Genomic DNA, 25239 nt, shown 5'->3' with positions numbered 1-25239 from the left:
CACTCCCTCATCGGGGACGCCATCGAGGGTGCCGAGGGCATGTACGACTACGACGACTGGGACCTGACCTGTCACAACAGAGACAACGAGAACGTCCACCGCAAGGCCACCGTACTCAGACCAGCTGCTCGCGTGGCACCCGGTGATGGGCCGAGCCGGATGCCGCACGCGATGGAGGCCAGGGTCCTCCTTACCAGCCGAGACCCGGTGTCTAGGATCCCCACGCGCAATCACGACTCACACCCGAAAGCAATCGACGCTACGCCGCAGCTTTGACCGAGTCGAGAAGGGTCTGTGGGCAAGACTTCCATGGGTCACTGGCCGAGATGCGCTGACGCCCTGTCCGCGCGCCTTGCGATTGGAGGATCGGCTGCCGGAACTGCGCAGTGTTCAGGACGATTCCAAGGCGCTGCCGAGTCAGAGAGATCTGATGCTTCCATGTTTTGGTGTTATGGGCGTACTTGACCGAGGGTGTTTCGCGGGTGCTTAGCTGAGTCTTGTCGCCCCCCCTGTCGCCCCGTTGCTAAGAGTGCTTAGATGTAGGTGCTTGGCATCTCTGGTTGTACGGATGCGAAGGCAGCCCGCGGGACAGCGTGACCCGACGGTTGGCGCACGAGCTGTTGGGCTGGCGCCCCACGACGCTATTGATCACGATCCGCCGCTACAGGTGCACCGGCTGCGGCCACGTCTGGCGCCAAGACACCAGCCGCGCCGCCGAACCGCGCACCAAGCTGTCCCGGACCGCGCTGCGCTGGGCCCTGGTTGGGCTGGTCTGCCAGCACCTCACCGTCGCCCGCCTCGCCGAGGCACTTGCAGTGTCCTGGGACACCGCCAACGACGCCGTCCTCGCCGAAGGCCAGCGGGTCCTCATCGACATACCCGACCGCTTTGACGGCGTCGCTGTCATTGGCGTCGATGAGCACGTCTGGCGACATACCCGCCGCGGCGACAAGTTCGTGACCGTCGTCATCGACCTCACGCCCGTGCGCGACAGGACGGGCCCGTCGCGGCTGCTGGCCATGGTCGAGGGCCGCTCCAAGCAGGCGTTCAAGACCTGGCTCGCCGAGCGTCCGAAGGCCTGGCACGACGGCCTGGAGGTAGTCGCCATGGACGGGTTCACCGGCTTCAAGACAGCCACCACCGAAGAGCTGCCCGAGGCCGTGGCGGTGATGGATCCGTTCCACGTGGTCCGTCTCGCGGGCGACGCGCTGGACCGTTGCCGGCGTCGGGTCCAGCAGGACCTGCATGGTCACCGCGGCCGCAAGGACGACCCGCTCTACCGGGCCCGCCGGACCCTGCACACCGGCCACGACCTGCTCACCGACCGGCAGCGCCAGCGGCTCACGGCGCTGTTCGGAGTCGAGGACCACGTCCAGGTCGAGGCCACCTGGGGCATCTACCAGCGCATGATCGGCGCCTACCGAGAGCCGACCGCAGCCGCGGCAAGCAGCTCATGACCAAGCTGATCGAGTCCGTCACCGCCGGCGTCCCGACCCCTCTCATCGAGCTCCGCACGCTCGGGCGAACGTTGACGAAGCGGGCCGAGGACGTGCTGGCCTACTTCGACCGCCCCGGCACCAGCAACGGCCCGACCGAGGCCATGAACGGACGCCTCGAGCATCTCCGCGGCTCGGCTCTGGGCTTCCGCAACCTGACCAACTACATCGCCAGGAGCCTGCTCGAGACCGGCGGGTTCAGACCCCGACTACACCCTGGATTGGGATGAGCCCATATAGGGAAACCTATGGCGCCGCTTAACATATTCAGGGGGGAACTATAGCCCCGGACCATATAGCCAGGCTCTGATAATTGCGGAATCATTGCTGAAAGGCGCGGCGCAGTAGGGCACCGTACGACAAGCAAAGGTGGTTGTCATGACCGATGAAATGCGGGTTCATGTACTCCAGACGGGAGTCATGGAGACGGACCTTACGTGGCTTCTCCTCAAAGGGGGCCACACCATTCGGGACCGTCATCACAAGGACGATCCTGTCGTCTGGGGAGACTGTCCCACTCACGCAGTACTGATCGAACATCCCGAAGGTCGTATCCTCTGGGACACGGGAGTCCCCCGTGACTGGGAGGAGCGCTGGGTACCCACTGGTTTCCAGGACTTCTTCCCCGTTCGCGAGCCCGTGGATGGGCCCGGTTACTTGGACAGCTCCCTCGCAGCGCTTGAACTGACACCGGATGACATCGATATTTTGGTGCTCTCCCACCTGCATTTCGACCACGCGGCCAATGCCCAAATGTTCAACAACGGCAAGACACGCATCATCGCGAACAGTAATGAGATCGAGGGCGTCCGTGCCATCGGCGGCCCTTCCAAGGGTGCCCACCTGGTGAGCGACTTTCAAGGGCTGAATCTTGAACCGATAAGCGGTGACGCCGAAATCGTGCCAGGTGTCAGCGTGATTGAAACACCCGGCCACACCTGGGGGACCATGTCGCTGCAGCTCGACCTGCCAAAGGAGGGCACGAAGATTTTCACCTCCGATGCCGTGTACCTCGGAGAGAGCTGGGGTCCACCCGCAGTGGGCGCGGCCATTGTGTGGGACAACCTGAAGTGGCTCGAATCCGTGGAAAAACTGCGCAGAATCGCGGACCGGACAGGAGCCGAGGTCATCTTCGGCCACGACGCCGGCCAAGCTAAAGAGCTGCGGTACGCACCGGATGGTTACTACAGCTGAGCCCGACGGTCCCCATCAGTTTCCGTTACGAAAGGAAGCCATGATCCTGTATGACTTCAGCTGCACGGAGGGACACCGGTTCGAGGCCGGCGTGCAATCCATGCTCTCCGAGAACCCCGAGTGCCCCATCTGCACGGCTCCCACCCAACGCCGACCCAGTACCGTGAAGATCGGCGGCCGGGCTGACGCCGGGCCCTCACGGGACCAGATGCCCCGCAGCTGGCAAGGCGTGCGGAACGGAGACCACGAGACCGTAGCTCACTGGCGCGAACTCGCCATGAAACGCGAAAAGCTGGAAGAAAAGTACCCCGAATTGGCTGGAGACCGGCGCCCGGTCCTGGCTCACGAGGGAATTTTCAGCGCCAAACCCCTACGCGCTGGGGACGACATCCCCAAAGCAGTGACAGAAGCCAAAGCCTCAGGCGCCCTCCCCCATGCCCACGGGGCGACGCCGCTGCAAGGGCACACACCCCATCCGAAGAAATACGCGACTAACAAAGGGACAACGACCTCATGAAAATCAAGGGGGCAGTACTCGAGGAGATCGGCCGGAACCGCCCATACGCCGATTCAAAACCCATCAGCATCTCCGATTTGGAACTCGATCCACCAGGACCGGGCGAAATCCTGGTGCGCATTGAGGCGGCTGGAGTGTGCCACTCGGACTTATCCGTGGTGGATGGCAACCGCGTCCGGCCGGTCCCTATGCTCCTCGGCCACGAGGCGGCCGGCAAAGTGGAGGAGCTCGGCGAAGGCGTCACCGACCTTTCCGTCGACGACCGCGTGGTCATGGCCTTTTTGCCGCGCTGCGGCCAGTGCAAGAACTGCCAGACCGACGGTCGGCTCCCCTGCACTGTCGGTTCTGCCGCCAATAACGCAGGCACCCTACTCAATGACGGCCAGCGACTACACCGCGACGGCGAGGACATCAAACACCACCTTGGGGTCTCCGGCTTCGCCACCCACGCCGTGGTCAACCGCAAGTCGGTTGTGGCGGTAGGCGACGACGTTCCACCCGAAATCGCGGCCGTCCTCGGATGCGCTGTACTCACCGGTGGCGGCGCCGTCATCAATACCGGAGACCCGCAGGACGGCGACGCCGTCATCATCGTCGGCTTGGGCGGGGTCGGCATGGCGGCGCTGATCACCGCGATCTCGCTCGGCAAAGGTGATGTGATCGGTGTCGACAGCGTTCCGGAGAAGCTGGAGTCAGCCAAAAAACTGGGTGCCACCTCCGCCTACACGCCGCAGGAAGCGATTGAAAAAGGACTGAAGGCGCCGGTGGTCATTGAAGCCGCAGGCAACGCCCGCGCATTTGAGACTGCGGTGAACCTCACCGACGTCGGCGGCAAGACCGTGACTGTCGGCCTGCCGGCACCGGATGCACGTGCATCCCTTGCCCCGCTGGGCATTACCGCCGAGGCACGTACCATCGTGGGCAGCTACCTCGGCTCCGCCGTACCGGAGCGTGACATTCCCACCTACGCCCAACTCTGGCGGGAGGGAAAGCTTCCCGTGGAAGCGCTGATCTCCTCCCACATCACTCTCGACGGAATCAATGAAGCGATGGATCAACTGGCGGACGGACACGCCATCCGGCAGGTCATCACCTTCGATAACAAGGAACAAACACCATGAGCACTAGCGACAAGGAACAAAAACTACTCGATTCGCTTCCCACCGGCCTCTTCATCAGCGGGAAGTGGCGTGAGGCCAGCGGACAGGGCACCTTCGACGTCCAAGACCCGGCGACAGGAAAAACCCTCCTGTCCATCGCCGATGCCACTCCGCAGGACGGCATGGACGCGCTTGCCGCCGCCGACGAGGCCCAGGAATCCTGGGGCTCCACCGCACCACGTGAACGCGGTGAAATTCTCCGCCGAGCCTTCGAGGCCGTCCACGCACGCACGGAAGATTTCGCGCTGCTGATGACCTTGGAAATGGGCAAAACACTAGCGGAAGCTCGCGGGGAAGTCACCTACGGGGCCGAGTTCCTTCGCTGGTTTTCCGGGGAAGCGCCCCGCATTGCCGGCCGCTACTCCACAGCTCCGGACGGAAAAGCCCGGCTCATGGTCCTGAAAAGACCAGTGGGACCATCCCTGTTCATCACGCCCTGGAACTTCCCATTGGCCATGGCAACCCGGAAGATCGCACCAGCTATCGCCGCAGGATGCACCATGGTGATCAAGCCCGCGACCCTCACCCCGCTGACCACCCTGCTCTTCGCGAAAATCCTGGAGGAGGTAGGGCTTCCACCAGGCGTGCTGAACGTCATCCAGACCAGCAAGGCATCCCCCGTTACCGGGCCGCTCATCAAGGATTCCCGCTTGCGGAAGCTGTCCTTCACCGGGTCCACTGAAGTGGGTAAGCGACTCATCGCGGACTCCGCAGACCAAGTACTACGCACCTCCATGGAACTCGGCGGCAACGCCCCGTTCCTAGTGTTCGCCGACGCCGATCTTGACGCCGCCGTAAACGGGGCCATGCTGGCCAAGCTGCGCAACATCGGAGAAGCCTGCACCGCGGCTAACCGCTTCTACGTCGAGGAAAGCGTAGTTAAGGAGTTCTCCGAAAAACTCGCTGAACGCATGAAGGCCCTGCAGTTAGGCCGCGGCACCGAAGACTCCTCCGATCTCGGACCCCTCATCGACCAGCCCAGCCGCGAAAAGGTGCAGGAACTGGTGGACGACACCGTCTCCCGCGGAGCCCGAGTGCTCACCGGCGGCAAGCCCGTCGAAGGCCCAGGCTACTTCTACGAACCCACCGTCCTGGCCGACGTCCCGTTGGACTCACGGGTACTGAAGGAAGAGATCTTTGGGCCGGTGGCACCGATCGTCTCCTTCACCACCGAAGACGACGCCATCCGCATGGCCAACGACACCGAGTTCGGACTCATCGGTTATGTCTTCACCACCGACCTGAACCGCACACTCCGCCTCGCCGAAAAGCTCCAGACCGGAATGCTCGGCATGAACTCCGGAGTGGTCTCCAACCCCGCTGCACCCTTCGGCGGAATCAAACAATCCGGGACCGGACGCGAAGGCGGGATCGAGGGAATCGAAGAATACCTCGAAACCAGATATATAGGCCTGGCAGACCCCTTTGCCTAAAAACCCGACCACGCCACGCACATCCGCGCACACGATGCGTCTCTAGCAGGCTCTTGGGCGCGTCACTGTGTCTCACATCAGTAGTACGCCTCATGGTGACTCCTATCCGGACCGGTGTCGGCCCAAGCGGCCGGACCGTTAGCCCTGGAAGAGAAAGGGCCGCACCGCCGTAGCCATCGTCGCGCATGTTTACCAGTTCGTCATCAGCTTGGACATCCATGCTCGCACGGGCTAACAGTCACAGGTGTCAGGGTTGCGATCTCGAGGGCGCCAGCGCTGATCTGACTGGTTGAGGTTACGAATCAGCCTCTGGTGATTGAACGCTAGTAGGCCGGCATAGGAGACCTTTGTCGCAATCACCGCTGGGCCAGCGCTGAACTTTCGTGTCTTGGCGGGGGTGACGAGGCTGATTGAGGTGATGTTTTCCTGCATGGTGCCATTGCCCGAAATGTCCCGCCCCTAGCATCGATGAACACCGAGTCCCCCAACGAAGGGAAGAGTAATGGGCGATCCCGTACGAGAGTCTGCGGCCGACACCACCACCACTGATCCTGGCGGCAGCGCGAGGGCGGATGCTTCCGGTCCCGCGCCGACGACGCATGCAGGTCTGCTGGCCTGGGTGCAGGAGGTGCAGGAACTGGTCCAGCCCGCCGACGTCGTGTGGGTGGACGGTTCCGAGGCCGAGAACCGGCGCCTCGCGGACGGCCTGGTCGAGTCAGGGACCTTCGTGCGGCTGAACCCCGAGATCTTCCCCAACTCGTTCGCGGCGTTCTCGGATCCCAAGGATGTGGCCCGGGTGGAGGAGCAGACCTTCATCTGCTCCGCCGACGAGCGTGAGGCGGGCTTCACGAACAACTGGATGGATCCGGCGGTGATGAAGGTGAAGCTCACCGGGCTGTTCACCGGCGCCATGCGCGGCCGCACCATGTACGTCATCCCGTTCGTCATGGGCCACCTCGACGCCGAGGACCCCAAGTTCGGCGTCGAGATCACCGACAGCGCCTACGTGGTCACGTCCATGCGCATCATGGCGACGATCGGCACCGCCGTCCTGGACCGCATGACCGAACTCGACGCCGCGTTCGTCCCCGCGCTCCACTCGCTCGGCGCACCCCTCGCCGCCGGGGAGGCCGACGTCCCCTGGCCCTGCAACGAGGAGAAGTGGATCGTCCACTTCCCGGAGGAGCGCTCCATCTGGTCCTACGGCTCGGGCTACGGCGGCAACGCCCTGCTCGGCAAGAAGTGCTATGCGCTGCGGATCGCCTCCGTCATGGCCCGCGACGAGGGCTGGCTGGCCGAGCACATGCTGATCCTCAAGCTCACCTCGCCCCAGGACAAGACCTACTACCTCTCCGCGGCGTTCCCCTCGGCGTGCGGCAAGACGAACCTCGCCCTGCTCGATCCCACGATCGACGGCTGGAAGGTCGAGACCCTCGGCGACGACATCACCTGGATGCGCTTCGGCAAGGAGGGCGAACTGCGGGCCGTCAACCCCGAGGCGGGCCTCTTCGGCGTCGCGCCCGGCACCGGCTGGCACACCAACCCCAATGCGATGCGGGCCATCGCCAAGGGCAACTCGGTCTTCACGAACGTGGCCCTCACCGACGACGGCGGCGTCTGGTGGGAGGGCATGACCGAGGAGGTGCCGGCCCACCTCATGGACTGGCAGGGCCGCGACTGGACGCCGGATATCGGTAGGGACATGGACCGCCCTGCCGCACACCCGAACGCCCGGTTCTGCACGCCCATCGACCAGATCGACATGTTGGCCGAGGAGTTCAACCGGCCCGACGGCGTCGAGCTCTCCGCGATCCTCTTCGGTGGCCGGCGGAAGACGACCGTCCCGCTGGTGACGCAGTCCCGGAACTGGGCCAACGGCATCTTCATGGGCTCCACCCTGTCCTCGGAGACCACGGCCGCCGCAGCGGGTGAGGTGGGCCGGGTGCGCCGGGATCCGATGGCGATGCTGCCGTTCATCGGCTACGACGCCGGTGACTACCTGCGCCACTGGCTGACCCTCAGCGCCGCAGCGGACCAGTCCCGGCTGCCGAAGATCTTCCTCGTGAACTGGTTCCGCCGGACGGCGTCCGGCGGGTTCGCCTGGCCCGGGTTCGGCGACAACTCCCGGGTCCTCAAATGGGTCATCGAGCGGCTCGAGGGCACGGCCGACGCCGTCGAGACGCCCATCGGATTCGTCCCGACCGGGGACGCCCTGGACCTGACCGGACTCGACATGACCCCCGCCGACGTCGAGGCCGCCGTGCACGTCGACGCCGTCGAATGGGCCGAGGAACTCGCAGGCATCGAGCAGTGGTACGCCCGCTTCGGCGAAACCCTCCCCGACGAACTCAAAGGACAACTCGACGAACTGAAGGAACGCTTCAGCACCACCTGAAGCTTTGGTTAGCTCCTCAACCGCCTGCAGACGAGTTGCTTTGTAGCCGGCACGCGAAGTTCATGGGCGGGAAACTGCCGACGAACAATGAAATTTCAGTAGCGGCACGCGTAATTGTTTGACGATTTTCAAGGATCAGCCGACAGCACTGGCACCTTTACTGTCAGTACCGGGCTGAATGACGGCTCATCGTAATTGAGGGTGTAGGTAGGGTTTGAAGCCGCCTGATTCCAGGAGTGATCTCGCGATGTAGTGGGTGAGATTTCGGAAGCCTAGAGCTGAACCACGCAGGTGCTCCAGGCGCCCGTTGATCGCTTCCGTGGGCCCGTTGCTGGTGCCAGGCCGGTCGAAGAACGCGAGGACGTCACCGGCTCGCTGCTTCAAGGTCTGACCAAGACGCCGAATCTCCACGAGTGCGGCGGGGACGCCGGTGGTGACCGAGTCGATGAGAGCCTGCATCATCTGCTTGCCCTTGTTCTTGTCGGGTTCCCGGTAGGCGGCGACGACCCGCTGATAGATCCCCCACGTCGCTTGGACCTCGATGTGCTCTTCGGTCGCGAAGACGGTGTGCAGCCGGTTCTGTTGCTTCTCGGTGAGCAGATCCGCGCCGGTATGCAGGGTCAGCCGGGCCCGGTAGAGCGGGTCCCCGGCACGGCCCCCGGTGCCCTGTGGTGGTCTGCTGGATGCGTTGCCGGCACCGGTCCAACCCGTCCCCGGCGAGGCGGACGACATGGAATGGATCCATCAGCGGAACCGCCTCGGGGAGCTCCTCCGTGGTCGCGGTCTTGAACCCGGTGAAGCCATCCATGGCGACAACCTCCACCCCGTCCCGCCACGCCTGCGGCCGGTTCGCGAGCCAGTCCTTGAACACGGCCTTGGAGCGGCCCTCGACCATGTCCAACAACCGTGCCGGGCCCGTCCTCTCGCGGATCGGCGTCAGATCGATGACCACTGTCACGAATCTGTCGCCGCGTCGGGTATGCCGCCACACGTGCTCATCGACCCCGATAGCGGTGACGCCCTCGAACCGGTGGGGGTCATCAATCAGCCGCCGTTTTCCCTCGGCCAGGACAGCGGTGTTCGCCGTATGCCAGGACACCCCGAGCCCGGCCGCGACCCGGGACACGGTGAGGTGATCAATGACGACGGCCTCCAGTGCCCACCGGAGACCACGGCGGGAAATCTTCGCCCTACGCTCGGCCGCGAGGTGCGTGTCTTGTCGCCAGGTGCGCCCGCACTCGTGGCACCGGTAGCGGCGTACCCGGACCAGCAGCGTGGTGGGTCGGTGCCCGAACGGCTCGTGCGCCAGCTGCCGGGTGATCGTGTCTCGCGGCACGCCCTGGGCAGCGCAGGTCCGGCACCACGGATCAGCTTGGAGGACGCGGCACTCGAGTACCGCCCGATCAGGCCGGAGGTGTTGGCCGACGGCTTCGAGACCGAGCTCGTCGAGCCGGCAGAACGTGGTGAGGTCAGGGCGGACGAAGGTAGCGTGGGGCATCGTCGAGGTCTTTCGGATGGCGAGCGTGAGAACTTCCATCATCGGAAGGCCTCGACCTCTATCCCGCCTTCGACGCGCCCGGCCCGCTCATCGCCACTACACCCTCAATTACGAAGAGCCGTTAAAGTTCAGCACATGACCATCAATGTGGAAGACATCGAGAACCAGGCACGTCAGCTCCTCAATTCTCGCGTTGCTTCTGTGCGTGAACTCGTGAAAGCACGGCAGCGTGTGACCGAGTTGCAAACCCAGCTCGCAGAAGCCGAACGTGAGGACAAGAAGGCGTACGTGCGTGCGACCAAAGACGGATGGAGCGAGGACGAACTGAAGAAGCTCGGCCTCGACAACGGTGCAGCCGCCAAGCGGCGAGCACGGCGGGCTACTACACCCGAACCAGCAGGCAGCTCCCCAGAACCGGCAGACTCCTCAGCAACTAGAACACCCTGTCGTTAACGGACAAAGGGGGTGGCTCACCGCACCGGCGAGCCACCCCTTTCATTCTTTGTGGAGAATCGATGTGGAAGGTCAGTTACCGATACCGTTCTTCCGATCCTTCTCAACGCCTGGGCGGTGATTAGATGGTGATGCTTTCGCCGCTCCGCCAGCAGTTCCGCCGGGCGTCGGCGGAGTCGGGAAGCTCGAACGTGTAGCTCGTTTCAAGGCTTCCAAGTCAGGGGCCAACGTCGTCTGTGCCGGATCTTCTCCACGCATCTCCCGGCCGATTCTCTCAACGTCCCACTTGGCTGCTTCCAGCGCCTTACCGTGTTTGAACGGTTCCCGCAGCGCAGTGGCAGCATCACGGTACTCCTGGCGCGCTTCCTCGATCCTGTTCTGCAGAGCCGTTACCTCCTCGGGCAGTCTGCGCACCTGGTTCTCCAAGCGCTGGATCACTCCCACGGTAGGGAACAAAGCATCGGTGCGTTTGAGCTCCACTGCCACGCCGGGCGCGCCCTCGACCTGCAGCTCCACCTTGGACGTACCGATGTCAAGCATGTTCGCCTGCTTCTGCACATACCGGATGTCATGGCCGGCGATGTTCGCGATGATGCCAAGGTCTCTGGAACCTTGGATCGGAGGCCGCCCTGCGGCGTTGGCGCTTGTCCATTGCCGCAACGCCTCCACGGCGTCCGGGCGTTTGTCCACGGTCTTCCCGTTGATGGTCATACGGAACGCATCCCCTGTCGTGTCCAGAGTTGTACGATCAGCGGCCGCGCGCAGTGCCGGGAGCATCGCAACCATCGCCTCCCCCCTCGTTTGGGCGCTGCTCTTACGGTGCGTGAGTGCTGCCCGGTTACGGTTCCATCCTGTTTCGAGACGGCTCAGCCGTGACAGTTCCTGATCCGCTTTGGACTTCTCCAGGATCAGCGGATTGCCGCTGGAAATGGCTTTGACCTCCGCGAAGGACAGGGTGTTGTCACCGACGTCCTCAATCTCGCGGACGTCGAGTTTCCCGCGCATGATCTGGTCGATGAACTTGCTCTTGCGCTCCAGCGTCTGCCACATGAAAGTGTCGAATGACCCCTTGGTCACCACCTGCGAGATGGCAACCTCGGAGTTCTGATTCCCCCGGCGAACGATACGACCGTGACGTTGAGACACGTCAGCCGGCCGCCAGGGCGCGTCGAGGTCCACCAGGTGCACAGTCCGGTCTTGGATGTTCGTACCCACACCCATCTTCTGTGTTGAGCCGACCAGCACCGCGACGTCCCCGGAACGGCATGCCGCAAACAGCCGGCCCTTCTCGGCGTCGTTCTTGGCTTCGTGCATGAACCGGATTTTCTCGGCCGGCATGCCGCGCATCACCAGGTCCTCGCGCAGCTGCCCGTACACGTTCCACTTATCCGAAGGTGTGCCAAGATCGCAGAACACGATCTGCAGTGCGCCGGGTGTCGGGTGGGGCTCCCCTGTCGCGGGATCGTTGTAGATGCGTTCCTTGGTTTCCTCGTACACCTTTGCCAGCAGGTCCGCGGTCGCGCTGATCTTCGTCTCCCCGACCAGGGCGTCCATCTCCGGGTCGACCAGGCGCATATCCAGGGCGGCCTTCCTGCCGTCGGTGGAGACCTTGAGCATGTTGTCCTCGGTCGCGTCGACCAAGCGGTTTCGGATTTGCTCGGCACGATCACCGATGTCCGCAATGTACGCCTCGAGCTCAGGTGACGGCTCGACCGCGATCATGCGGGGCAGGCGTTTGCCGTCTTCTCTTTCCTCGATCAGTGGCACCGGCAGCTGCAGGTCTTCTGCGGTCTTCACATCCGCGAAGGTATGGAACATTTTCAGCAGCTCGGGCACGTTCTGGAACTTCGAGAAACGGGTCTGCATCTTGAAGTCGTTCCCGCCGACGACGGTCATCTCCATCTCGGTCACGACCTGGCCGAAGGTCGCCGCCCACGTGTCGAAGTCATGGATACCGGCCTGCTCCAACAGGTCCGGGCGCAGGTAGCGCTGCATCACATACATCTCGGTCACACTGTTGGCGATCGGCGTCGCCGTAGCACCGGTGATTACCCGGTCCCCGTGGGTGTCCCTTAGGTACTCGACCTTCGCGTGCAGGTCCGAGGCACGCTTGGAGCCAGTGATGGCCGCGCCCTTGATATTCGTGGCGGTAGCAAGATTCTTGAAGTCGTGGAGCTCGTCTACGAGAAGGTAATCAATGCCGGTCTGCTCGAAGGTGAGACCAGGGTCCACTGGACGCTCCAGGAGCCGCTTGGTGCGCTCCTCATGGGCTTGGAGACCGCTTTCGAGTCTCTTGATGCTCATCGGGCGTTCTCCGCGTTGCTCTGCACGTTCTTTGGCCGCGAACAGGTCTTGGCGCATACGCTCGACCTCCCGCGTCTCGTAGGCAGCTTGGGACTCGACAGACAAGGGGATGCGTTCGAACGCGGTACGGGTCATGATGATCGTGTCCCAGTCATTCGCGGCCGCCCGGGCGATGAAGTCCCGGCGCTTATCCCCGGTCAGGTCAGTGGCGGACGCAGCGAGGATCTGCGCCTGCGGATAGATCTGCAGCCACTCCCTGGCAAACTGATCCAACATATGGTTTGGCACCACCACGGCCGGCTTGCGTGCCATGCCGAGGCGGCGCAGCTCCATGGAGCCCATCACCATCTCGAAGGTCTTACCGGCGCCGACCTCGTGGAACAGGCCCACGGACGGCTCGGAAATCATGCGGGCCACCGCGGCCCGCTGGTGCGGCAGCGGCGTGAAATTTTTCACCAGACCAGGCAGGGTCATCCGTTCGCCCTCGACGGTGTAATCGCGCAGCACAAGCGAGTTGAAGCGTCGGTTGTATTCATCGGTCAGGGCCACAGTGCGCGCAGGGTCCTCCCACACCCATTCCCCGAACCGGTCCTGCATCAGCTGGGCCTTCTCCTGCGCGGCCGTCGTCTCGACCGGGTTGACGATCCGACGCTCGCTGTTGGGATCCGGGTCCGGATCGGTGACCTGAACAAGTTTCTGCTCCAACATGTCCTTGAAGATTTCACCGGCCGACATGCGGGCAGTACCCCAGTCGTTGCGGGCCCGGAAGTTCTGCCGGTTCGCCTGCACATCCCAGTTCGCGCCGCTGATGCGGTCCACACGGGCCTGCGGGTCACACAGAATGTCCTGCAGAAATTGCTCGTGGATCTCCGGAGCAATCCACACCGACCCCACCCTCGCCTCAATCTCATGCGCACCCAGCGGCAGGGGCAGAACCGACTGCAGGTCAGCGACGTTCCGCTCGAACCCCGGGTCCTCCGCAGCGGCTTCCCGTGCTGCATCGAGTTTTTCCCGGATGTTTCCGCTCAAATATTCGGCCCGGGTCTCCAGCACACCGGACTCCCCCGGCACGTCATACACCAGGTCACCAAGGGCCTCCCGTGCAGCATCCTGATCGACCCCCAGCAAGGACGCGACCTGGGACAGGTCTACCTCCCCCACCGTGTCGAGGGTGACCGCGAGGGCCTCCGCGGGGGTGTCCACGCCGCGGATCGGCTGGCGTGGTTGGACCTGACGCTCCCGCTGCAACGCGGCAGGGGTAGCCGTCTGAGTGGATTCATCAAAGTTCTCCAAAGCCTTCACGAGAGGCCCGAAGGGGTCCCCTCGAAGCAGGGCAACGGCCTTGGGCGTGATCCGGGCCATGATGTCTTCGCCGGCCTCATCTGTTTTGCCGGTCCTGCGCTCGTTGAAGCGGTTGATCGGGCCGTAGGTATCCACATAGGCCCGGTAGGTATCGCGCAACCGCTGCCGCTCCGCCATCAGCTCAGGGGTGTCCTCGACATTTCCCGCCTCGAGTGTGAGCACCGAACGTCCCGCATCGCGCAGGCTCAGCAGAGAACGCAGCTCGCCCGCCTGGGTTGCTGGAACACTCAACGGCGCAACCAGACCATCCAAGCCCACCTGGGTGAAGGTGCCATCGACCTCTGCGGTGATGTGCCCGACCTGAAGGTCACTGCCCGCCGGGACAATCGCGGCCACCTCGATGACCTGACCTTCCTGACGTTCGGCCGCTCCCCTGCCGACCTCGACGGCGGCGTGGGCGATGTCCTGCAGCTGGTCGTGCAGCTGCTCCGGCACCGAACGCAGGTCCTCGTTCCGGACAGTCAGGGTGGCCGAACCGTACATACCGTTACCGACCACCGGCTCCCCGAGGACCCGCTGCGGATTCTCGATGAAGTAGGCGTTCATCCGGGCCGGATCCTGCTCAGGGTCATCCCCTGCGGCAAGGGCCCGCGATTCCAGCCACCGGTCATCCAGTGATTCCTCGCCCGGAAGCCGCTTGCGGAAGATCAGGACGTCGGTGAGGGCATCGGTACCGGCGGCGCGACGGTGCGCCCCGGTGGGCAGGCGGACAGCACCCAGCAGGTCAGCTGTCTCGAAGATTTCCCGGCGTGCGGCCGGGTTCTGGGCATCAAGTGTGAACGCTGAGGAGATGACACCGACCACGCCTCCAGGCCGGGTCAGGGCCAGGGACTTGATGATGAAGTGGTTGTGCATCGAGTGGTTGCCCGCGTTATGGCGCGGATCGTGCAGCCTGGTCTTGGCGAACGGGACGTTGCCCACCGCGGCGTCGAAGTAGCCGGACGGAAAGCGGGTGTCAGCGAAGGACTCGGCGCGGATAACGGCATCCGGGTACAACGCCTGCGAGATGCCGGCGGTGATGGGGTCCAGCTCAACACCGGTCACAGTCGCAGTCTCCGGTGCGAGGCCGATGAAGGTGCCGGCACCGGAGCCCGGCTCCAGAACGCGGCCGCCGGCGAATCCGAGCGTGTTCAGGGTCTGCCAGATTTCCGTGGCCAGGGCCGGATCGGTGTAGTGGGCGTTGATGACCGTGCGGTTCGCGGCCCGGTACTCACTTTCGCTCAAAAGCTCGCGCAACTCAGCCCGGTCAGCCTCAAACTCGGGGCGAGTCTCATCGAAGACTTCCGCCACGCCCGTGGCACCCCAGCTCCCCCACCGTGCCAGCACGCCGCGCTCATCGGCGGTAGCTGCCCGGTCCTGCGCTTGGAGCTTGCGCAACACACGCAGGGCGGCGACGTTCGCCTGGAAACGCGCTCGAGCACCCGAAGGGGCTAGATCATCCTGCCGGACAGGGATGAAGCGGGCGCCTGTTTCACCTGACGGAGTTAGGAGGTCTGGTTGTAATGATCCCTCTCCGCGTCCCGGTAGGCGTCCAGCAGTTCCCTCTGCAGGCGAAGGGTCTCCTGGTTCGCCTCCCAGAGTTCCCTGCTCCGGCGGTCCACTTCGTCCTCCTCCGCGTCGTCGCCCTCGGTCTCCATCTCGTCCGGCGTCAGCATCTCGGCCCGGACTATCTCCTCGGCCTGATTCTGTGAGGCTGTCAGTCGTCCATACTTCTGCAGGAACGAGTCGGTCATCGAGTCCGGGCCCGCTATCTCCCGGGTCAGTTCCTCGACCCTCTGCGCTGCTTCCTCGCCCAGCCTCCGGAACCACTCGTCCGGGTCCGGGATCAGGGCGTACTGGGTCGGGGCCGTCATTTTCCACGTATCCTGCGCGAACTTGCCGTACTTGTTCATCACGAACCTCCTCTGGTTGTGGGAAAAGAAATGCGTCGAGACTTGCCTGACCGTCAATCTGGTTGCGCTTGCGCGATCGCGCCATCGGATGTCCCCCTGGAACCGGTAGAAATACTCCTTCCACCGTACCCAGCACCCGCGAGACCATCAGTGCGCAAAGCCCGAATTACCGTCGACCTGCTCACCTTGAACTTCTTCGCGATGGCATCCACGGTCAGCTCCTCCTTCTCCCGGAGCCGGCGGGCCTCCACGACGTCGTGAGGCTGCAGGCGCGGCGGCCGACCGCCCTTACCCGCCGCGACAGCGAGGCCGGCCTTTGTCCGTTCACGGATCAGTTCACGCTCCATCTCCGCCACGGACGCGATGACGTTGAACATCAGCCGCCCCGATGGGGTGGTCGTGTCGATACCCTCGGTCAGAGACCGGAACTTCACTCCGCGCTCGTGCAGGGAATCCAGTAGCTCCACCAGACCGCGGACCGTGCGGCCCAAGCGGTCCAGCTTCGTCACCACCAGAGTGTTGCCCGGCTGCAGCGCCCTCAAACAGGCTTCCAGCTCGGGGCGGGTCATCGTGGCACCGGACTTACCCTGATCGGCATAGACGTCATAACAACCGGCCTCCACCAGCTGCTGGCGCTGGCCCTCCAGATTCTGGTCCACGGTCGAGACCCGGGCATACCCCAACGACACCCCATCCGGGACCAGCCTCGGCTCCTCCACGCCCTCCAGGCGTTCGGATCGTTCCATCAAGCCCTCCCCCAACTCCAGGGGTGGCAGAAACCGTTCCACCCTCACGACACGACGATACACGTTTCGTACTTGATTTGTGGCACACAGGCCAACATCGTTTTCCTGTGCGTTTCTTCAAAGGTGGCGGGGTTTCTCACGCGTGGTCGGCGGGGTTATGCCGTCCTGGGCAGTGAGGGTGATCGCTTTTGGGACGCTGCGGGGGGCTAGTGCGGTGCGGTGTTGCGTGCCCGTGTGCGGCCAATACCGGGCAGGAAGCGACCGACCTTTGCGGTGTAGCGGGCGTAGGCGCGCTGGTGGGCGCGGTTCAGGTAGGGCTCTTCGACGAGTCTGACCTGAATTTCCACGGCGAGGAACAGGCAGGCCAGAGCAGTTGCGCTGACCAGGGTGGGGACCATGATCGCGATGCCGGTCATGGCTGTGAGCATGGCCGTGAAGATGGGGTTGCGGACCACGGCGAACAGGCCGGTGGTGACGAGGTCGGTGTGTTCGGTGGCGTCGACGCCGATGCGCCAGGAGGCGCCCATCCCGCTTTGGGCGGCCAGTGTACCTAGGAAGCCGATGATCGCGATGCAGGTTCCGGCCCAGGCGAGGCCGGGTAGCCGGGGCGGGACGACGACGCCAGCGAGGGCCAGGGCGGGACCTGTGGCGCCGAGCACCATGGCTGCGATGAATAGGATGCCGCCCCACCACTCGAGGGACCCGGGTTTTCCGCTGATGCCTTGGAAACCGGTGGACCCGGTTCTGCGCCAATGGATCCAGGACCGGATCCCGAATGTAGCGCTAACGCCGATGACGTAAAGGACCAGCGCGAGCAGTGCTACTGCCTGGAGGGACATGGGTGGCCTCAATTCCATTAACTGCACGGGGCTGGGTGGGTTTACGGAGGCGCCGGGGCGGTTAGCAGTGGCCCTAGGTGACACGTGAAGGAAGCGGAAGAACACGGACACGGCGACAGCGATGCATGTCAGGACGATGATCGGTCCGACCCACGCAGCGAGGCCGCGGGTAAGGGCGACGGGGGCTGGAACGATCGCGTGGACCATGTTGCGGACAGTGGTGAGGGTGAAAAGGGGGATCATCGCCGCCCACACGACCATGTAGTAGAGACAGAGGATGTAGGTATCGAACAGGGTCTGACTCCACAACATCGCAGGACTGTTGACCCGTCCGATAAGGAATTGTGGGATGGGGCTCGGAGGGGGAGGGAGTCAGAGTAGGCGTGGTGCGTACGCTTCGGCGAGCCGGTCCATCAGGGCGTCCATGTGGGCGTCCACGGATCGGCGTGCCGGGTCCGAGTCATGCCAGGCAATCATTTCCCGAGCACCCTGACTGAAGGGGATGCTGGCGGTGAACCCGGGGACGAGGGAGCGGATCTTCGTGTTGTCGAAGATCATCGTGTGCGACTTGTCGCCCAAGAGGCCCGCGCCCCACTCACGGTCGGCTTCGGCGATGGAGTCTGAGGCGACATGGACCAGGACAGGGTCCGGGACGCCGGCAGCCGCTGCGACCTGGGTATAGATCTGATTCCACGACGGAGTCTCCTGACCGGTGATGTGCACAGCTTCACCAATCGCGGAGGTATTTCCCAGCAAACCTGTGAACCCTTTTGCGAAATCGCGGCTGTGGGTGATCGTCCACAACGAGGTTCCGTCTCCGGGCACGATGACGGGTCGCCCGGCGCGCATACGTTCGACAACCGTCCATCCTCCGTCGAACGGGATCAGCGTTTCATCGTAGGTGTGAGAGGGACGGACGATCGTGACGGGGAATCCCTCTTCGCGGTAGGCGGCAGTGAGCAGGTCCTCACAGGCAATCTTGTTGCGCGAATACTCCCAGAAGGGATTCCTCAACGGAGTGGATTCCAGTATGGGCAGGTGCGTTGGCGGTGTCTGATAAGCCGATGCCGAGCTGATGAAGACGTACTGTCCGGTGCGTCCGGCGAATATCTCGATGTCCTGCTTCACCTGCTCGGGAGTGAAGTTGACCCAGCTGACCACGCAGTCGAAGTTGTGACCAGTTACAGCATCGAGGACGGCCTGCTTGTCTCGGGAGTCCGCCACTAACGTGGTGACACCCGCGGGTACCTGACGCAGAGTGTTGATTCCACGGTTGAGTAGATAGACATCCATCCCTGCTTCTACTGCCTGTTTCGTACAGTGGGCGCTGATGATTCCGCTGCCGCCGATGAAGAGTACCTTCAGTCCCTGCACAATTTACTCCTGGTGATTCGGTTGACTCCGCCTGCGATAAGTCCGCTCACGATTCGTCGCGGGCCGAGCCAAGCGAGGATGTGTCGGATTCACCGACGGCTAGTCGATGTAGGGATAACGCTAGGTACTTAGATGCAAAAGCAACAGCCGTGGCCAAGTGCTGGAAGGAATTTTCCCTCCAGCTGCCGCGAGGTGAGGCTGGTTCACTAAGCTCTGCGGGTCCGCCAATCCGGAATGGAGTGATAGGTCGGGGACTTTCTTTCGCGGCGCAGGGGTAGGGGCTCAGTGGAAGGTTGAGTTCCGGTTCGTAGTCGGGGCTGCTGTAGACGATCGAGTCACGATGTTGATAGGGAGCTCGGTCAACGCGGGTAGTGAGCCACTGCTGCCTTCCTGGGCCTCGGCGAGTTCATCGAGGAGAGTCCGTGCCGCTCGTGTCCCTTGGTCCTGGACGAATTGGTCGATGGTTGTCAGTCCGAAGATCATGCCGAGAGGGTGATTGTCGACGCCGATGACGGATAGCTGTTTTGGGACGTGGAGCCCAAGATCACGGGCTGCGAGGATCACACCGATGGCCATCTCATCAAAGGCACAGCAAATTGCGGTCGGCCGGTTGTGCGGGTCGGCCAGCAGTGACTTTGCCACCGTGTACGCGCTGTTCGCGGTGTAATCACTGATGAGTGACCATGCGGGTCGTTGTTCGAGGCCGGCGGCTTCCATCGCCGTACGGTAACCCTCTCGTCGGCCCCGGGAGACATGAAAGTAGAGGTCGGACTCCTGTTCACCGCCGACATGCGCGATCCGGGTATGGCCGAGACTAATCAGATGCTCTGCTGCGAGGCGTCCAATGGCGTGTTCGTCCACGATCAGCGAGGCCATGCCGGGAAGCGGTCCGCCGATACTGACGACCGGAATGCCTAGTGAGAGGAGCCTGGTGACGTCGTCGTGGGCCAGTCGAAGGCCGACCGTGATCACCCCGTCGAGTCGTTTCCTCAAGAGGAAGTCGTTCAGGACGCTTTCGCGGTGTCGATCACCCTGGAAGTCATACAGGGTGAGGTCGTAGCCAGCGTCGATCAGTTGCCGCGTGAGACCCTCGAGAATCGTCGAAAAGTACCAGCGGTTTACGTAGGGAAGAACGACTCCGATGTTGCGGCTCCGGCCTGTCGCGAGACTGGACGCGTGGTAGGAAACCTGGAAACCGAGATCAGCTGCGGCGGCCTGGACGCGGTGGCGGGTTTTTTGGGACACGCTTCCGCGTCCACTTAGTGCGCGGGACGCGGTTGCCTGGGAGACACCGGCGGCAAGTGCCACATCCTTAATGCCGAGCACGGCCACGTTCCCTCCCGGTCGTCACTGCCCGCGACCGCCACGTGGGCTCACCTGTATCGCAGCCAGACGCACTGCTCGGGGACCAGTATATGGCTCGTCCCTGGCGCGCTTTTGGTGACGCCCACACTGTCAAGGATCACATCGAACGGGGGAAGGGCAACTTCCTTGGGTCCGAGGTTCAGAATCACCAGCACGTCACGGTTCACGAACGCGACGACATCATCACCGAAGCCGTCGTACCAGGAGAAGGATCCCGAGCCTAACTTCAGGGCTCGCCTCTTATCCAGCGCGGCACGGTAAAGGGACAGCGTTGAACGAGGATCGCCCTGTTGTGCCGAGCGGGCGTAATTGCTCCAACCTTCCGGGTGGGGAAGCCATGAGGCGCCGGTGTCGTTGAAACCGGCAGTGGGGCCATCCTGTGTCCAGGGGAGGGGGATCCGGCACCCGTCCCGGCCGAGACGTGCGCCGGAGGTGCGACCGAAGGTTGGATCCTGTCGCACGTCATCCGGGAGTTTCGTATGGTCGGGCAGTCCCAGTTCCTCACCCTGGTAGAGGTAGACGCCGCCGGGGAGGGCGAGCATGAGCATCGCTGCAGCGCGAGCAAGGACAAGGCCACGCTGGGCGTCCGGCTGGGTATCGTCCAAGCCGATTCCGTCGCCTGCCCTGGTGTCATCGGGTTGTCCGCCGTTGGGGTAGCCGAACCGCGTGGCGTGACGCACGACATCGTGATTTGAGAGGACCCAGGTGGTGGGCGCATCGACGGCATCGAAACCCCGCAGAGAAGTCTCGATCACCGAACGCAATGGTTCCGGCTCCCAGTCCGCGCCGAGGAAGGCGAAGTTGAACGCCTGCTGCATCTGGTCAGGCCGCACCCATTCCGCAAGCCTCTCTACCGGGGAGATCGACGCTTCGGCGCAGAGCACCCGCTCTCCGTCGTAATCGCGCATGATCGCGTTCCAACGGCGGTAAATATCGTGCAGTTCGGGCTGCCCGAACATAGGCGCTTCATGTCCGGGAAACCCTTTGGTGCTGCCGCCGTCCGCTCGTCCACCCCAGTCCGGCAGTTCCGGATGCTTCACCAGCGAATGCGCCACGTCGACCCGGAATCCAGCGACACCGCGGTCGAGCCAGAAACGGAGCGTCTGTTCGAATTCCTCATGCACGATCGGTGAGTGCCAGTTGAAGTCTGGTTGCGTCGAGTCGAAAAGGTGCAGATACCACTGGCCCGGACTGCCACCGGGCTCGATGACCCGAGTCCAGGCGGAACCGCCGAAGTGGGACTGCCAGTTATTGGGCGGCAGCTCGCCGTTCTTACCCTTGCCGTCCCGGAAGATAAACACGTCCCGTTCGGCGCTTCCCGGTCCGGCGGTGAGTGCGGCTTGAAACAGCGCATGTTCAGAGGAGCAGTGGTTGGGGACCAGATCGACGATGACGCGGAGGCCGAGCTCATCAGCGCGGGCGATCAGCGTGTCGAAATCATCGAGTGTGCCGAACATGGGGTCGACGTCGCGGTAGTCGCTGACGTCGTACCCGCCGTCACGCTGCGGCGAGGGATAGAAGGGCGACAACCAGATAGCATCCACGTCGAGCTCCCGGATACTCGGTAATTCTGCCGTAATCCCTTGGAGGTCACCCTCCCCGTCACCGTTCGCATCCCGGAACGAGCGGGGGTAGATCTGGTAAATCACAGAGGACCGCCACCATTCGTCGCCGCGGTGTGATTCGTCGTCCGACAGGCGGACGACGAGGGGTGTGGTGGTATCTGGCAATGCGGTAGTGGCGTCGATCGACATGATGGCGAGTGTAGCGAATGTGCCGCCTAAGTGGAACCGCTTCCAGACTGGAGTCTGCAGATCGACCAGTTGATTTCGGCTGCTCGCTTGCCAACGGTCATGGAAGACGGCCAAGTGAGCTGGGGCACTTATACCAGACCGCTCCTTTCAGTGATAGCGGACAGATAAACGGAACTTAGGGCTACTGGAGTCCGAACACCTGGAGTTGCTTCGAGCCATCAGGAGCGGGAGTACTGAGCGGAGTTCACCGTAAGATCCTTAGATTTCTCTCTAGGAGAACCGAGACCAACTCGTTAGCAAGGGTTTTTGCGCAAGCGCTTCCATTCTGGTTTCTGGCGCGCTACTGTCGTCCTGTCCGCAGCGCAGCGCTCTCGCCATAATCGGGGCCCGCGCCCACCGATTTACGCTTGAGGAGCACCATGCGCAACAAAACTACGCGCACCACTGTCCGGTCATTCGCCGTCGTAGCCAGCGTTTCATTCCTTCTCACCGGCTGTTCTGGTGGAGGTGGAGAATCAACGCCGACTGAATCGACCGCAGCGACCCCCGCGGCCGGGGAGAGCGCCGCACCTGCTGTTCGCGGCGATGAGGACCTCATCATTTGGGCCGACCCGGTCCGGATTGAATACATCCAGAAGATCGCAGACGCCTACGCGGAGGAAAACGGCATCACTGTCGGCGTCCAGGGGATCGTCAATACCCGTCAGGATTTCATCACGGCGAACTCGGCAGGAAATGGGCCTGACGTAGTCGTCGGTGCTCATGACTGGATCGGGCAGCTCGTGCAGAACGGCGCCGTCGATCCGCTTCAGCTCTCACCGGACGCCCTGGCCGGGTACTCCGAAACGGCGGTCGACGCATCCACGTATGAAAACCAGCTGTACGCGTTGCCGTACGCAGTTGAGGCTGTGGCCCTGTACTGCAATACCGAGTACGCCCCGGACACCTACACCTCGATCGAGGACGTCATCGCGGCCGGCCAGCCAGCCGTGGATGCCGGCACCCTGGACGTTCCGCTCATCCTGCAGCAGGGCGAACCGGGCGACGCGTATCACATGCAGCCACTGTTCACCTCCGCCGGAGGATACGTCTTCGGGCGTGACGCGGAGGGCAACTACGATCCGACCGATCTGGGGTTGAACAAGCCCGAATCGATCGCGGCGGCCGAGAAGATCGCCTCACTGGGCGAAACCGGAGCGGACACCATCCGCCGGTCAATCAGCCCCGATAACTACCTCTCGCTGTTCACCGAGGGCCGGGCGGGTTGCATGGTTTCGGGTCCGTGGGCGCTGCCTGATGTCAAGGAAGCCCTGGGAGACAACTACTCGATTCAGCCCGTTCCGGGCTTCGCGGGCATGCAGCCGACGGAACCGTTCATGGGCAGCCAGGGTTTCATGGTCGCCTCCAACGGCCAGAACAAGGCTTTCGCTCAGGAGTTCGTCGCCAACGGTGTCAACAATGAAGAGGCCATGCGGTCGCTGTTCGAGGCGAGCAACCAGCCGCCAGCCATGGAGTCAGTACGCGAAGGCGTCACCGACGAGGACGTGCTGACGTTCGCCACCGCTGCAGACCAGGGCGCTCCGATGCCAGCGGTTCCCGCGATGGCTGAAGTGTTCGCCCCACTCGGCCAGGCCTGGTCAGCGATTATCGGCGGCGCCGATCCGACCGAGACGATGAACCAGACTCACGAGACAATCGCGCAGGCCATCGCCGGTCAGTGACATCCGCTCACACCCGTGGGCCGGGCGACCGGCCCGGCCCACAGGTGCCACGGGACCCTCGACGGCCCCACTTATCTGACCCGTAGAGGTTTCTGAAGCGACTTTGGAGCGTGACGGTGTGAACCAGCGTGTAGCAAGCAGGGCTGAGAAGAAGGCACGGAGTGGTGGCCTTGGCAGCAAAGAAGGAGGATCCAGCGGTGTAGTGGGGCTGCTGGTCAAAATCGTCGCTCTCGGCACGATCATCGGGTTGGCGGTCATGCTGACCCCGGCCCTGGTAGGGACCGGGCAGTGGGCCTTCCTTGCTGTGATCTGGGGCATTGTTGCCGTGCTCGCGGTGACGTATGCGACCCGCCGGTTCATTCCAGCCAAATATTTGGTGCCAGGCACGCTCCTGCTCGTGCTGTTCGTGGTGTACCCGATCCTCATGACGTTCCAACTCTCGACGACGAACTACGGGGACGGGACTCGGACCACGAAGGAAGTGACAGTTTCGCGCATCATCGGGAACGCGGCGCAGCAGGTCCAGGGCGCCAAAACCTTCGGGCTCTCTGTCGGCAGCGAAGGTACGGCCACTTCCGGCCCCTACACGTTTCTCCTTGTGGATACTGCAACCGACGAGGTTTTCGCCGGGACGCCGGACGGACTCAGCGAGCTCGACCCGGACACGGTCACGGTAGAAGACGGCGTGATCACCGAAGCGGAAGGGTTCACTCTGCTGGACCGCCGCCAGATCAACGAGTTCAGCCAGCAAGGCGGTGAGCTCGAGGGGTTCGCCGTGCCGACGGAGGATGGCGTCATTACAGCTCAGGGCTTCAGCGCCGTCGAACTTTTCTCGCCGCTAGAGTACGACGAAGCCAAGGACACGATCACGAACGTCGAGACCGGCGTGGAATACACGCCCGTCCAGTCCGGGGATCGGAAGTTCTTCACCAGCGCCGAGGGTGAACGCCTGTCGGACCAGTCCTGGGGCGAAAACGTCGGTGTGGGCAACTACGTGCGGGCGTTCACCGACCCACGCATCAGTAGCGATTTCGTCGGCATTTTCATCTGGACTCTCGTGTTCGCCGTCCTGTCCGTGGGCACCACCTTCGCGCTGGGCCTGTTCCTGGCCACGGTCCTCAATGACGCCCGGGTACGCGGCCAGCGGGCGTACCGGTCGATCCTGCTCCTGCCGTACGCCATCCCCGGGTTCATTGCACTGCTGGTCTGGTCGAGCTTCTTCAACTCGGAGTTCGGCCTGATCAACAACATGCTCAACCTCGATATCAACTGGCTCGGTAGCCCGTTCTGGGCGAAAGTTGCTGTCCTACTGGCCAATCTTTGGCTTGGCTTTCCGTACATGTTCCTGGTCTGTACGGGTGCACTTCAGGCCATCCCGTCGGATTACAAGGAAGCCGCGTCGCTGGACGGCGCCACCGGGTGGACGAATTTCAGCAAGATCACGTTCCCCTTGCTGCTGGTCTCGATCGCGCCTCTCCTGGTGGCTGCCTTCGCCTTCAACTTCAACAACTTCAACGCGATCTTCCTGCTCACCGAGGGCGGGCCTTTCAGCCCGGACAACCCGACCGCCGGTGGAACGGACATCCTGATCAGCTACACGTACCGTCTGGCGTTCGGAGGCGGCGCACAGCAGATCGGCTTCGCCTCGGCGATCTCGGTGATTCTGTTCATCATCACCGGTGTCCTGGCCGCACTGCAATTCCGTGCCACCCGGGCACTCGAGGAGGTTGGCTGAC

14 protein-coding genes and 2 pseudogenes are annotated in these 25239 nt (G+C 63.3%); 8 read left to right on the top strand and 8 right to left on the bottom strand.

The window, feature by feature from the left end; genetic code table 11:
• Positions 1-566 precede the first annotated feature (566 nt).
• The 5 genes and pseudogenes from AC1MFI_RS13670 to AC1MFI_RS13650 all read left to right on the top strand — a co-directional run.
• Positions 567-1726: pseudogene (locus AC1MFI_RS13670) on the top strand (ISL3 family transposase); the annotation flags it as partial.
• Positions 1727-1874: 148 nt separating this feature from the next.
• Positions 1875-2690 carry an N-acyl homoserine lactonase family protein gene (locus AC1MFI_RS13665; RefSeq protein ID WP_479817548.1) on the top strand — a complete coding sequence of 272 codons (816 nt, stop codon included), beginning with the start codon at positions 1875-1877 and terminating at the stop codon, positions 2688-2690.
• Positions 2691-3203: 513 nt separating this feature from the next.
• Positions 3204-4328 (top strand): alcohol dehydrogenase catalytic domain-containing protein, encoded by a 1125-nt coding sequence (locus AC1MFI_RS13660; RefSeq protein ID WP_479817546.1) that lies wholly within the window; start codon positions 3204-3206, stop codon positions 4326-4328.
• Entirely contained in the window at positions 4325-5800 is a 1476-nt protein-coding gene (locus AC1MFI_RS13655) for an NAD-dependent succinate-semialdehyde dehydrogenase (RefSeq protein ID WP_479817545.1), read from the top strand. Before AC1MFI_RS13660 ends, AC1MFI_RS13655 begins: the two co-directional genes overlap by 4 nt.
• 502 nt (positions 5801-6302) lie before the next feature.
• Positions 6303-8195 carry a phosphoenolpyruvate carboxykinase (GTP) gene (locus tag AC1MFI_RS13650; protein ID WP_479817544.1) on the top strand — a complete coding sequence of 631 codons (1893 nt, stop codon included), beginning with the start codon at positions 6303-6305 and terminating at the stop codon, positions 8193-8195.
• A gap of 186 nt (positions 8196-8381) precedes the next feature.
• Here AC1MFI_RS13650 and AC1MFI_RS13645 read toward each other — a convergent pair.
• Positions 8382-9693 (bottom strand): annotated as a pseudogene (locus tag AC1MFI_RS13645) (ISL3 family transposase).
• Between the two features lie 135 nt (positions 9694-9828).
• Here AC1MFI_RS13645 and AC1MFI_RS13640 point away from each other — a divergent pair.
• Positions 9829-10146, top strand: coding sequence for a hypothetical protein (locus tag AC1MFI_RS13640; RefSeq protein ID WP_479817543.1), 318 nt, complete (start codon positions 9829-9831; stop codon positions 10144-10146).
• 72 nt (positions 10147-10218) lie between these two features.
• Here the strand turns inward: AC1MFI_RS13640 and AC1MFI_RS13635 are convergent, their stop codons facing one another.
• The 7 genes from AC1MFI_RS13635 to AC1MFI_RS13605 form a co-directional block, all read right to left on the bottom strand.
• Entirely contained in the window at positions 10219-15192 is a 4974-nt protein-coding gene (locus AC1MFI_RS13635; protein ID WP_479817542.1) for a helicase-related protein, read from the bottom strand.
• Positions 15193-15296: 104 nt separating this feature from the next.
• Complete coding sequence (locus tag AC1MFI_RS13630; RefSeq protein ID WP_479820882.1) at positions 15297-15704, bottom strand: TnpV protein; 408 nt, start codon at positions 15702-15704, stop codon at positions 15297-15299.
• 53 nt (positions 15705-15757) lie between these two features.
• The gene (locus AC1MFI_RS13625) at positions 15758-16450 is read right to left on the bottom strand and encodes a recombinase family protein (protein ID WP_479817540.1); all 693 of its coding nucleotides are present in this window, start codon (positions 16448-16450) and stop codon (positions 15758-15760) included.
• A 206-nt stretch (positions 16451-16656) separates the two neighbouring features.
• Entirely contained in the window at positions 16657-17601 is a 945-nt protein-coding gene (locus AC1MFI_RS13620; protein ID WP_479817539.1) for a methyltransferase family protein, read from the bottom strand.
• Positions 17602-17661: 60 nt separating this feature from the next.
• The gene (locus tag AC1MFI_RS13615) at positions 17662-18663 is read right to left on the bottom strand and encodes an NAD-dependent epimerase/dehydratase family protein (protein ID WP_479817538.1); all 1002 of its coding nucleotides are present in this window, start codon (positions 18661-18663) and stop codon (positions 17662-17664) included.
• 282 nt (positions 18664-18945) lie between these two features.
• Positions 18946-19995 carry a LacI family DNA-binding transcriptional regulator gene (locus AC1MFI_RS13610; protein WP_479817537.1) on the bottom strand — a complete coding sequence of 350 codons (1050 nt, stop codon included), beginning with the start codon at positions 19993-19995 and terminating at the stop codon, positions 18946-18948.
• A 41-nt stretch (positions 19996-20036) separates the two neighbouring features.
• Positions 20037-21782, bottom strand: a complete 1746-nt coding sequence (locus tag AC1MFI_RS13605; RefSeq protein WP_479817536.1) for a glycoside hydrolase family 13 protein — start codon at positions 21780-21782, stop codon at positions 20037-20039.
• Between the two features lie 419 nt (positions 21783-22201).
• On the opposite strand from AC1MFI_RS13605, the gene AC1MFI_RS13600 reads away from it, so the two are divergent.
• Both AC1MFI_RS13600 and AC1MFI_RS13595 read left to right on the top strand, forming a co-directional pair.
• The gene (locus AC1MFI_RS13600; RefSeq protein WP_459337387.1) at positions 22202-23503 is read left to right on the top strand and encodes a sugar ABC transporter substrate-binding protein; all 1302 of its coding nucleotides are present in this window, start codon (positions 22202-22204) and stop codon (positions 23501-23503) included.
• 202 nt (positions 23504-23705) lie between these two features.
• Complete coding sequence (locus tag AC1MFI_RS13595) at positions 23706-25238, top strand: ABC transporter permease subunit (RefSeq protein WP_479817534.1); 1533 nt, start codon at positions 23706-23708, stop codon at positions 25236-25238.
• Position 25239: the final 1 nt, after the last annotated feature.

It is taken from the genome of Arthrobacter sp. BC5, from assembly GCF_056680255.1.
The sequence above is the reverse complement of the archived record's forward strand: the minus strand, read 5'-3'. Positions and strand labels throughout refer to the sequence as shown.

Excerpts from the sequence above, each read along its gene's own strand:
- AC1MFI_RS13625 (WP_479817540.1), bottom strand. The coding sequence starts at position 16,450 with ATGGAACGATCCGAACGCCTGGAGGGCGTGGAGGAGCCGAGGCTGGTC.
- AC1MFI_RS13660 (WP_479817546.1), top strand. The coding sequence starts at position 3,204 with ATGAAAATCAAGGGGGCAGTACTCGAGGAGATCGGCCGGAACCGCCCA.
- AC1MFI_RS13640 (WP_479817543.1), top strand. The coding sequence starts at position 9,829 with ATGACCATCAATGTGGAAGACATCGAGAACCAGGCACGTCAGCTCCTC.
- AC1MFI_RS13620 (WP_479817539.1), bottom strand. The coding sequence starts at position 17,601 with ATGTTGTGGAGTCAGACCCTGTTCGATACCTACATCCTCTGTCTCTAC.
- AC1MFI_RS13605 (WP_479817536.1), bottom strand. The coding sequence starts at position 21,782 with ATGTCGATCGACGCCACTACCGCATTGCCAGATACCACCACACCCCTC.
- AC1MFI_RS13630 (WP_479820882.1), bottom strand. The coding sequence starts at position 15,704 with ATGAACAAGTACGGCAAGTTCGCGCAGGATACGTGGAAAATGACGGCC.
- AC1MFI_RS13600 (WP_459337387.1), top strand. The coding sequence starts at position 22,202 with ATGCGCAACAAAACTACGCGCACCACTGTCCGGTCATTCGCCGTCGTA.
- AC1MFI_RS13650 (WP_479817544.1), top strand. The coding sequence starts at position 6,303 with ATGGGCGATCCCGTACGAGAGTCTGCGGCCGACACCACCACCACTGAT.
- AC1MFI_RS13665 (WP_479817548.1), top strand. The coding sequence starts at position 1,875 with ATGACCGATGAAATGCGGGTTCATGTACTCCAGACGGGAGTCATGGAG.
- AC1MFI_RS13655 (WP_479817545.1), top strand. The coding sequence starts at position 4,325 with ATGAGCACTAGCGACAAGGAACAAAAACTACTCGATTCGCTTCCCACC.